General features: G+C 69.0%; 9 protein-coding genes and 1 CRISPR repeat array. Of the genes, 8 read left to right on the top strand and 1 reads right to left on the bottom strand.

Going from position 1 to position 8,447, the window contains the following annotated elements; genetic code table 11:
- The 8 genes from ABT078_RS42020 to ABT078_RS41985 all read left to right on the top strand — a co-directional run.
- A partial coding sequence (locus tag ABT078_RS42020; protein ID WP_351237679.1) for a type I-E CRISPR-associated protein Cas7/Cse4/CasC occupies window positions 1-544 on the top strand: 544 nt, incomplete at its 5' end.
- Entirely contained in the window at window positions 541-1,377 is an 837-nt protein-coding gene (cas5e, locus tag ABT078_RS42015; RefSeq protein WP_351237677.1) for a type I-E CRISPR-associated protein Cas5/CasD, read from the top strand. The genes ABT078_RS42020 and cas5e, both read left to right, overlap by 4 nt.
- A complete protein-coding gene (gene cas6e / locus ABT078_RS42010; protein ID WP_351237675.1) occupies window positions 1,377-2,087 on the top strand; it encodes a type I-E CRISPR-associated protein Cas6/Cse3/CasE in 711 nt (236 codons plus the stop codon). Before cas5e ends, cas6e begins: the two co-directional genes overlap by 1 nt.
- 24 nt (window positions 2,088-2,111) lie before the next feature.
- Window positions 2,112-3,092: a type I-E CRISPR-associated endonuclease Cas1e gene (gene cas1e / locus ABT078_RS42005; protein WP_351237673.1), complete on the top strand. Its 981-nt coding sequence runs from the start codon at window positions 2,112-2,114 to the stop codon at window positions 3,090-3,092.
- Complete coding sequence (gene cas2e / locus ABT078_RS42000) at window positions 3,089-3,439, top strand: type I-E CRISPR-associated endoribonuclease Cas2e (protein WP_351237671.1); 351 nt, start codon at window positions 3,089-3,091, stop codon at window positions 3,437-3,439. The genes cas1e and cas2e overlap by 4 nt, the downstream gene beginning before the upstream one ends.
- 167 nt (window positions 3,440-3,606) lie before the next feature.
- Window positions 3,607-5,585: direct repeats of the CRISPR family, unit length 29 nt; unit sequence CTGCTCCCCGCGCACGCGGGGATGGACCC.
- A 302-nt stretch (window positions 5,586-5,887) separates the two neighbouring features.
- Window positions 5,888-6,160: a hypothetical protein gene (locus ABT078_RS41995; RefSeq protein ID WP_351237669.1), complete on the top strand. Its 273-nt coding sequence runs from the start codon at window positions 5,888-5,890 to the stop codon at window positions 6,158-6,160.
- 303 nt (window positions 6,161-6,463) lie between these two features.
- Window positions 6,464-6,748, top strand: coding sequence for a hypothetical protein (locus tag ABT078_RS41990; RefSeq protein WP_351237667.1), 285 nt, complete (start codon window positions 6,464-6,466; stop codon window positions 6,746-6,748).
- 550 nt (window positions 6,749-7,298) lie between these two features.
- Entirely contained in the window at window positions 7,299-7,718 is a 420-nt protein-coding gene (locus ABT078_RS41985; protein ID WP_351237665.1) for a hypothetical protein, read from the top strand.
- 22 nt (window positions 7,719-7,740) lie between these two features.
- Here ABT078_RS41985 and ABT078_RS43030 read toward each other — a convergent pair whose 3' ends face one another.
- Complete coding sequence (locus ABT078_RS43030) at window positions 7,741-8,121, bottom strand: hypothetical protein (protein WP_502981570.1); 381 nt, start codon at window positions 8,119-8,121, stop codon at window positions 7,741-7,743.
- Between the last annotated feature and the right edge of the window lie 326 nt (window positions 8,122-8,447).

Raw genomic sequence — 8,447 nt, 5'->3', positions numbered from 1 at the left:
CTACGCGAAGCACCCCGAACGCTTCGTCCGCAAGCCACCGGAGCCCCCGAAGGTCCCCGCAGCGGCCTGGATCAACAAGCCGGCACCAGACGGCCTCCTGGAGCGCAACCTCGGGCAGGGCCTCAAGGACGACGAGCCGACCACGACCCCGGTACGCCGCGCCGTCAAGGCCTTCACCAACTCCTTCATCTCCTCCCTGCCCAGCGGAAAGATCAACACGTTCGGAAACCACACCCTGCCGGACGCCGTGATCGTCACCCTCCGCACCAGCCGCCCGATCAGCTACGTCTCCGCCTTCGAGAAGGCCGTCGTCGCGGGCGAGGAGGCAGGCGGATACATGAAGCAGGCCTGCCAGCGGCTCGCCGACTACGTCCCGCAGATCGAGAAGGCCTACAGCGACGAGGAAACCACCCAGCGCTGGGTGCTGGCCGTCGGCCCCGCCGCCAAGCCGGTCTCCGTCCTCGGCACCCAGACCGAAAGGGTCGAGGAACTCGTCGCCGCCGTCGGCCAGGTCGTTGCCGAGCGACTGGAGCAGCGCGCATGACCAGCGCCACGACCGCCGCCGTATCCGCCGCGGACAGCGCCCCGACGGAGGCGGACCGCACCGCCGTGCTGGCGCTCCAGCTGGCCGGGCCCCTCCAGTCCTGGGGGGTCTCGGCCCGCTTCGCCCGCCGCACCACCGAACCCGCCCCCACCAAGAGCGGCGTCATCGGCATGCTCGCCGCCGCCCTCGGCGTCGAACGCGACGACGAGGCCGAGCTGACCCGCCTGGCCCGCCTGCGCTTCGGCGTCCGCATCGACCAGCCCGGCACCCGCGTCCGCGACTTCCAGACCGCCCGGCACTTCGACACTGGCGACGCGATGCCGCTCTCCGAGCGCTTCTACCTCGCCGACGCCGTCTTCGTCGCCGCCGTCGAAGGAGACCACGCCACTATTACCGAGCTGCGCGAGGCACTGCGGGCTCCGGTCTATCTGCCGTACCTGGGCCGCCGGTCCTGCCCGCCGGCCCGCCCGGTCGACTTCACCCCCGACCGTGACATCCACACCAGCACGCGGCTGGAGGACGTTCTGAACGGCGAACCCTGGCACGCCTCCGAATGGCACCAGCGCCGCCACGCCCGCCACGCCGCCATCAAACTCCGCGCCCTGGTGGAGCCCCCAGCCACGATCCCCGCAGACACCGAATTGACCGTCCCGCTCGGCGACTCCCAGCGCGACCAGCCGCTCAGCTTCTCCAACCGGCACCGCCGCTACGGCCTGCGCACCGTCACCGAGATCGATCCGATCCGGGTGCCGAACCCCTGGCACCGGCCGCAGAACGGCCCAGGCGGCCTCTTCGACGACCACGACCCCATGACCGCCCTGGCAGGCAACTGATGACCCATTACCTGACCCGATTCCGGTTCAACACGCGCCGCACCGACGCCCGACGGCTCCTGACCTCCCCGCAGGCCATGCACGCCGCAGTCATGTCGTCCTTCCCACACCTGCTGCCCGGGGACCCCGACACCCCCCGGGTGCTGTGGCGCGTCGATCACACCAGCGCCGCAGCAGTGCACCTCTACATCGTCAGCCCCACCCCGCCCGACCTCACCCACCTCGTCGAGCAGGCAGGATGGCCCGCCGCCGAAGGCCCCCACTGGCAGACCGGCGACTACTCCCGCCTCCTCGACCGCCTGGACAAGGGCACCACCTGGTCGTTCCGGCTCACCGCCAACCCCGTTCACTACGTCCGCAACCAGGACGGCGCCCCCACCAAGCGAACCGCCCACCGCACCCCCAAGCACCAACTGACCTGGCTCCTCGAACGGCAGGAACGAGGCGGCTTCGCCATTCTCACCAAGCCCGAGAGACAGCGCCTCGTCGAGCACGGCGACGAACACCTGGTCACGGTCCGCTCGCCCCGGCCCCTCAGCTTCACGAAGAAGCAGGACGACCAAAAGCATCACGTCCGTGTCACTGCGGTCACCTACGACGGGCGCCTGGAAGTCACCGACCCCGACCGGCTCCGCAACCTGCTCACCCAGGGCCTGGGCAAGGCACGGGCCTACGGCTGCGGCCTGATGACCCTCGCCCCCATCGGCTGACGGCCCGCAGGAGAAGAGGATCCCGTGTCCACCGTCAGCCGGCGCGCCCAGCTCACCCCGCGCGAACTCACCCGCGTCGGTGACCGTCTCTCCTTCGTCTACCTGGAGAGATGCACCATCCACCGCGACGCGAACGCGATCACCGCCGAGGACGCCGAGGGGGTACGCCACATCCCCTCGGCAACCATCGGCACCCTCCTGCTCGGCCCCGGAACCCGCATCACGCACCAGGCGATGAGTGTCCTTGGGGAAACCGGCGCTTCTGTCGCCTGGGTCGGCGAGCACGGCGTTCGCTACTACGCCTCCGGCCGAGCCCTCACCCGCTCCTCCGCCCTCGCCGAGGCGCAGGCCACGGCATGGGCCAACGTCCGTACCCGCCTTGACGTCGCACGCGCGATGTACCGGCTGCGCTTTCCCACCGAGGACCCGGCCGGGCTCACCCGACGCCAGCTCCTGGGCGCCGAGGGCGCGCGGCTCAAGGAGTGCTACCGCCGCGAATCCGCCCGTACCGGCGTCCCCTGGAAAGGCCGCCACTACACCCCAGGCGACTTCGCCTCCGGTGACACCGTCAACCAGGCCATCACCGCGGCCGCCCAGTGCATGTACGGCATCACTCACGCCATCGTCACGGCTCTGGGCTGCTCACCGGCCCTCGGCTTCATTCACTCCGGCCACGAGCTCTCGTTCGTCCTGGACATCGCCGACCTCTACAAGACCGACGTCGGCATCCCCATCGCCTTCGACATCGCGGCCGAGAACGACGAGGACCCCGGCCCTCGCACCCGCCGCGCCCTGCGCGACCACATCGCCCGCACCGGCCTCCTCGACCGGTGCGTCAACGACATCAAGATTCTGCTTCTGCCACCTGGCACCGAGACCACTTCGGACGTCGATCACGTCACCCTCCAGACCGACGGCGGCCACCACATCGCCGCTGGCCGCAACCACGACCCCGATCCCAACTACGACCTCGGCCCCGACTCCGCTCCCGGAGGCCAGTGGTGACCGTCATCGTTCTCACCAACTGCCCACCGGGCCTACGCGGCTACCTCACCCGCTGGCTCCTGGAGATCTCACCCGGCGTCTTCCTCGGCAATCCCTCGGCCCGAATCCGCGACCTGCTCTGGGACGAAGTCTGCGCCTACGCAGACCAGGGCCGAGCCCTCCTCGCTCATACCACCGACACCGAGCAGGGTTTCACCTTCCGCAGCCACGACCATGCCTGGCACCCCCTCGATCACGAAGGACTCACCCTGATCCACCGACCCCACAAACGCCCGGCCGAATCAGCTTCCCCAGCCCTTCCACCGGGCTGGAGCAAAGCCGCGAAGCGGAGACGCTTCCGCCGCTGAACACGTAATCCCTCACCGAGGCCGGCGCCTCGTGGAGGAGGTTCCATCGTCGGCCACGGACTACGAAGGATCTTTGGGTTTTTTGATGTGATATATGGAGAACGCCGGATTCTTAAGAAGTGGCTCCCCAGCACAGGGACACTGCATATCGCGCCTGGTCAACAAGACTGCTCCCCGCGCACGCGGGGATGGACCCGTTGCCTCGTAGGTCTGCGTGATCTGGTCCGCCTGCTCCCCGCGCACGCGGGGATGGACCCTCGGTGTACGGCAAGCTCGCACAACAGCGGCCCTGCTCCCCGCGCACGCGGGGATGGACCCCACATCTGCGCTCTCCTGTCTGATATCACGTCCTGCTCCCCGCGCACGCGGGGATGGACCCGAATACCGCCGGACAGCAGATATTCGACAGTTCTGCTCCCCGCGCACGCGGGGATGGACCTGACGTTGCGCCCGGAAACGGCGACGACGCCCACTGCTCCCCGCGCACGCGGGGATGGACCTCATCGGTATTCACGTCCTGGCCGGAAAGGGCGGCTGCTCCCCGCGCACGCGGGGATGGACCCCGTCCGTATCCCTTGGCAGTGCAGTCAAGGCACTGCTCCCCGCGCACGCGGGGATGGACCCCCCCGCTGACCTGCGTGTCCGTAGTTTCTCCGCTGCTCCCCGCGCACGCGGGGATGGACCCCACCCGGCGATCTTTCCGGGGAGTTCCCCGAGCTGCTCCCCGCGCACGCGGGGATGGACCCGAGTGGAACAGGGACAGGTCGGGGACGACGATCTGCTCCCCGCGCACGCGGGGATGGACCCGCGCCGTGCACAAAGGTGGCGCTCCCGGCGGCCTGCTCCCCGCGCACGCGGGGATGGACCCCGGTGGGGCCGCGTGGGGGCGCACGGTATGTCCTGCTCCCCGCGCACGCGGGGATGGACCCCAGGACTGGCTGTCACGCGCCAACGGATTCCGCTGCTCCCCGCGCACGCGGGGATGGACCCAACGCCGACGACGGCTTCACCGGAGAGTTCACCTGCTCCCCGCGCACGCGGGGATGGACCCGGCGCCGGGTCAAGGTGAGCCAGCGTCTGCTGCTGCTCCCCGCGCACGCGGGGATGGACCCGTTCTGCAGGATCGTCTCGAGTTCGCCGACGACTGCTCCCCGCGCACGCGGGGATGGACCCAGCGGTCAGTACGACGTTGGAGCAGGTCAGCTGCTCCCCGCGCACGCGGGGATGGACCCAGCTTCGCGGACTCGGTCTCCTCGACCTCCTTCCGCTCCCCGCGCACGCGGGGATGGACCCTCAGCGAGCGGGACGCGAACGAGATCCGCCAGCTGCTCCCCGCGCACGCGGGGATGGACCCCTGCCCTTGCTGTCACGCGGGTGCAGGGCCGGCTGCTCCCCGCGCACGCGGGGATGGACCCTCGCCTCGACGGTGGGGAGGGGGAAAGAGGGGCTGCTCCCCGCGCACGCGGGGATGGACCCGAGTACGCCTGGCCCTTGTCGGACCACGCGCGCTGCTCCCCGCGCACGCGGGGATGGACCCGTGCCGGGGTCTCCGTCCGCGCTGATCCCGGTCTGCTCCCCGCGCACGCGGGGATGGACCCTCCAGGCCAGCCATGGCCGCACGGATCTCCTCCCTGCTCCCCGCGCACGCGGGGATGGACCCGTCCGGCGACGGCTCAACATGGACCCCGACGACTGCTCCCCGCGCACGCGGGGATGGACCCACGCTGCCTTCGACGTCCGCGGAGAGGCCGGCCTGCTCCCCGCGCACGCGGGGATGGATCCCCCGAGGCTCCGGCCCAGGCTGCGGCCGGCCGCTGCTCCCCGCGCACGCGGGGATGGACCCATCGCGCAGTACTACCCGGCCAGCTCCCGGTCTGCTCCCCGCGCACGCGGGGATGGACCCCAGGAGATCGAGACCCCCGCCTCGAGTCGACCTGCTCCCCGCGCGCGCGGGGATGGACCCGAGGGCCCGCCCCCGGGGCGAATCCGGCACCCCTGCTCCCCGCGCACGCGGGGATGGACCCCATCGTGACCATCGTCGGAAACCTGGTCGACGCTGCTCCCCGCGCACGCGGGGATGGGCCCAGCAACGGCAACGTCGAGTACCGACTGATCAACTGCTCCCCGCCCACGCGGGGATGGACCCTCACCGAACGCTGCCGCGCCATCAACATGGCCTGTCGACAACGCGTGAAATCGAGGCCACTTCCACCGGATGAATTGTGGTCCTCCTCGAAGGCGGGCTCTGACCCTGCTCCCCGGACCTGCGGGGATGGTCCCTTGCCGCGGCCGTACATCTGGCCGCCTCGCTGGTGCCGTGGTTCAGCATCGGGAGCGGTGCGGCGTCATTGATCTCCTGCGCGGCACCGCCCCGAGGGCCAGGTGCCGCAGGTGCGGATGCCCAGAGCGACCGCAGGCGCGCCAGAGGCTTGTAGCAGCTCGGGGCTGGTGCTGGGCACGGCCGCCCTCGCGCCGGGCGATCGAGGGGCGTTCGGTTCGACCATGCGTGCGGCGATGATCTGCAGACGGCGCCGTTGGCGTGCTGTGGTGGCCATTCAATGGGAGATCGTTTCAGACCTGCCTGCCCGAGTTCGACGGGTGTTCGCGCCCAATCCGGTCATGGCGGCCGATATCGAGGCCGAGACGCAGGGCACCTGGGTGACGTTGCTGTACCGGCAGGCGGTTCCGCACACCATGCTGCCCTGTACGAACGGTGTCTGACATGCGTCGGGACGGCCTCCCATTACGCGGGAAAGTGTAGGACTTTCCCGCGTAACGCTGTCAGACGAATCCTGCGGCGCGTCAGGGGACGCCCGACCGTACCCACGGCCCCCGACAGCCACCCTCAGCCGCGAGCACGCGGCTTGATGCCGGTGGCCGCGTGGGCGGCGTATGGGTCCACGAGTATGGGCTCGCTCATGGCTCCATGGTCGCCTACGGCCGTCACTCCACCAGATGCGAGCGTCCGCCAGCCGGGTGAACCTGGTGGAAGTGCCCTGACCCCCACAAACCAGGGAGACCCCAATGATCAAGATGCTGCATGAGAGAGGCCTGCGCAGCGAGCACGCCTACACCGCAGCCTTCATGTCCATCGGCTTCTCCATCTTCACCTGGGCCGCCTCGCTCAAAGTCGAGCCAGGCGCCGGGCTCGATCGCGCAGACCGGTGGGGCATCTTCGTCGGCGAATGGGCGCCCACATTCTTCGGCCTCGGGCTCGCCCTCTCCCACTACGAGCAGCACGACGGCACCCTGACCGCCAACGTCCGCGACATCCGCAAGGCCCGCAAGGAGGAACAGGAAGTCGTGTAGCCATCTGGAAGCGCCCGCCCCTGTCTGAGATCCGGGGGCGGGCGTGGCATGTCAAGGCCGCGTGCAGGACCCGCACGCACAGACCGGCGTCGCCCCCACATTCGAAAGATGCCTCGGATCAGCAGGCCACCCGTCCCTCAGGTCATCGACGGTGAGGACAGGTCGCTGGGCGGTAGCGCACTGTACGTATCAGCGCTGGAAGGCGTCCTTCGTCTTCTCCTTAGCTGGACGTCACCCTTCGCCTTTTCGGCGTGACCCTTGGTAGCCAAACCCTCGTTGAATCTACGGATGCGGTCGGACCGGAACAGGATTTTGTGACATCTGGATTTTGGTGAACCCTCAGGCGCTGCCCCACATGGGCTTTGTAGAGGAATTTGCAGTAGCAGGAGCGGCTGCGGCCCCAGTCCGACGACCCAGGATCCCCATGCCGGCCGTTAGACGATGGCAAACGGGATTAGCAGTTCGATCCCAGGGGTAGACGCGGCTCGTGCCGCCGGCTTGCCGGACAGCGCGATCCCCCGGGGGGCGAAGCAGATCCAAGGAGTGCTTCATGATCCTCATCCTCGGACTCGTTGTTTTGATCGCCGCAGTCACCATCGGCGTGGTCGGCGTGTTCTCAAACAGCGCGCACGGACTTACCGGCGGGTTCTCGGTCTTCGGCTACGAGGTCACGGGTTCCACCGGCACGCTCTTCCTCTTCGGCATCGTTATCGGAGCGGCGGCTGTGCTCGGACTGGTCCTGCTGCTGATCGGCGCGCGGCGCGCCAGCCGCCGCAGCACGTCCCGCCGCGAGCTCACCCGGTCACGTGGCGCGCCCAATGTCGACCGGGAGCGCCATGATCAGATCAGTAAAGGCGATACCCGGGCCGCCGAAGCGACCCAGGCTCACACGGAAGATCGCCCTGCAGCCACGGGGCCACGTCACCGTGGCGGGCTGCACTGGTTTGGCCATCGGTCGGCTCCACGATGACTTCGTGCACGGTTTCGGCCACCTAGCCGGCGCTTCGTTTGCCGGGCGGGTCCTGGGGGTCCACCCCAGTCGATGCGGAGGCGTCCCTGGTTCCGCTGGGACGTTGTGAGGGACCTCTGCGGCCCTTGTCATGCATGCCCTTTTCGCCAGAGCCCTTGCCCTGCTGTTCCCCGCGGCGGGTGGTGCTCTCGACGGTGTCAACGGATTCCGACTCCTCCTTGGAGACCTTCCTGCCGCTGCCCTTCGGGGGGGCGTATTCATCCGGGTGGAAGGAGCGGTGGGCGCTCGGGTTTTCCTGTTGACGAGTTTCGTCCACGTCTGAGGCCCAGCCGTGCTGAGCGCCCTTGTGCCTGCTCGGCCCCTCGCCCTGTGAGGGCTGGGACGGCTTCGGCTGCTTGGGCATGACCTCACCTGCCTGTCTTCGGAGTACCTAAGCACGTTCTGTGGTGATATCGAAATTCTCCCACCTGTGGTCGGAGCGGTCATATCAGGACCGCAGACGGTGCGAATTGGTGCTGACTCAGCAGAGCGGCAGTCGCGCAGCCTGCCTTGGCGCGGCCTGGCACAGAGATCGTGGGTCGTCCCCACTCGGCCATCTTCTCAATGCTGGCCAAGAGTGCAGTGCTGGTCAGGGCTAGTGCTGCTCCGCGGAAGTTCGTGGAGGGGTGTTGGGGTCGGTCAGGCGGGGGTGTCGAGGTAGAGGCCACCGGCGCAGTCGAGGCAGTCTTC

Origin of the sequence: Streptomyces sp. NPDC002133, assembly GCF_040296405.1 — a bacterium.
In the GTDB taxonomy this organism is placed as follows: Bacteria; Actinomycetota; Actinomycetes; order Streptomycetales; family Streptomycetaceae; genus Streptomyces.
Note: the sequence above shows the minus strand (reverse complement) of the source record. Positions and strands in the feature narration are given on the sequence as shown.

Excerpts from the sequence above, each read along its gene's own strand:
- cas5e (WP_351237677.1), top strand. The coding sequence starts at position 541 with ATGACCAGCGCCACGACCGCCGCCGTATCCGCCGCGGACAGCGCCCCG.
- cas6e (WP_351237675.1), top strand. The coding sequence starts at position 1,377 with ATGACCCATTACCTGACCCGATTCCGGTTCAACACGCGCCGCACCGAC.
- ABT078_RS41990 (WP_351237667.1), top strand. The coding sequence starts at position 6,464 with ATGATCAAGATGCTGCATGAGAGAGGCCTGCGCAGCGAGCACGCCTAC.
- ABT078_RS41985 (WP_351237665.1), top strand. The coding sequence starts at position 7,299 with ATGATCCTCATCCTCGGACTCGTTGTTTTGATCGCCGCAGTCACCATC.
- ABT078_RS43030 (WP_502981570.1), bottom strand. The coding sequence starts at position 8,121 with ATGCCCAAGCAGCCGAAGCCGTCCCAGCCCTCACAGGGCGAGGGGCCG.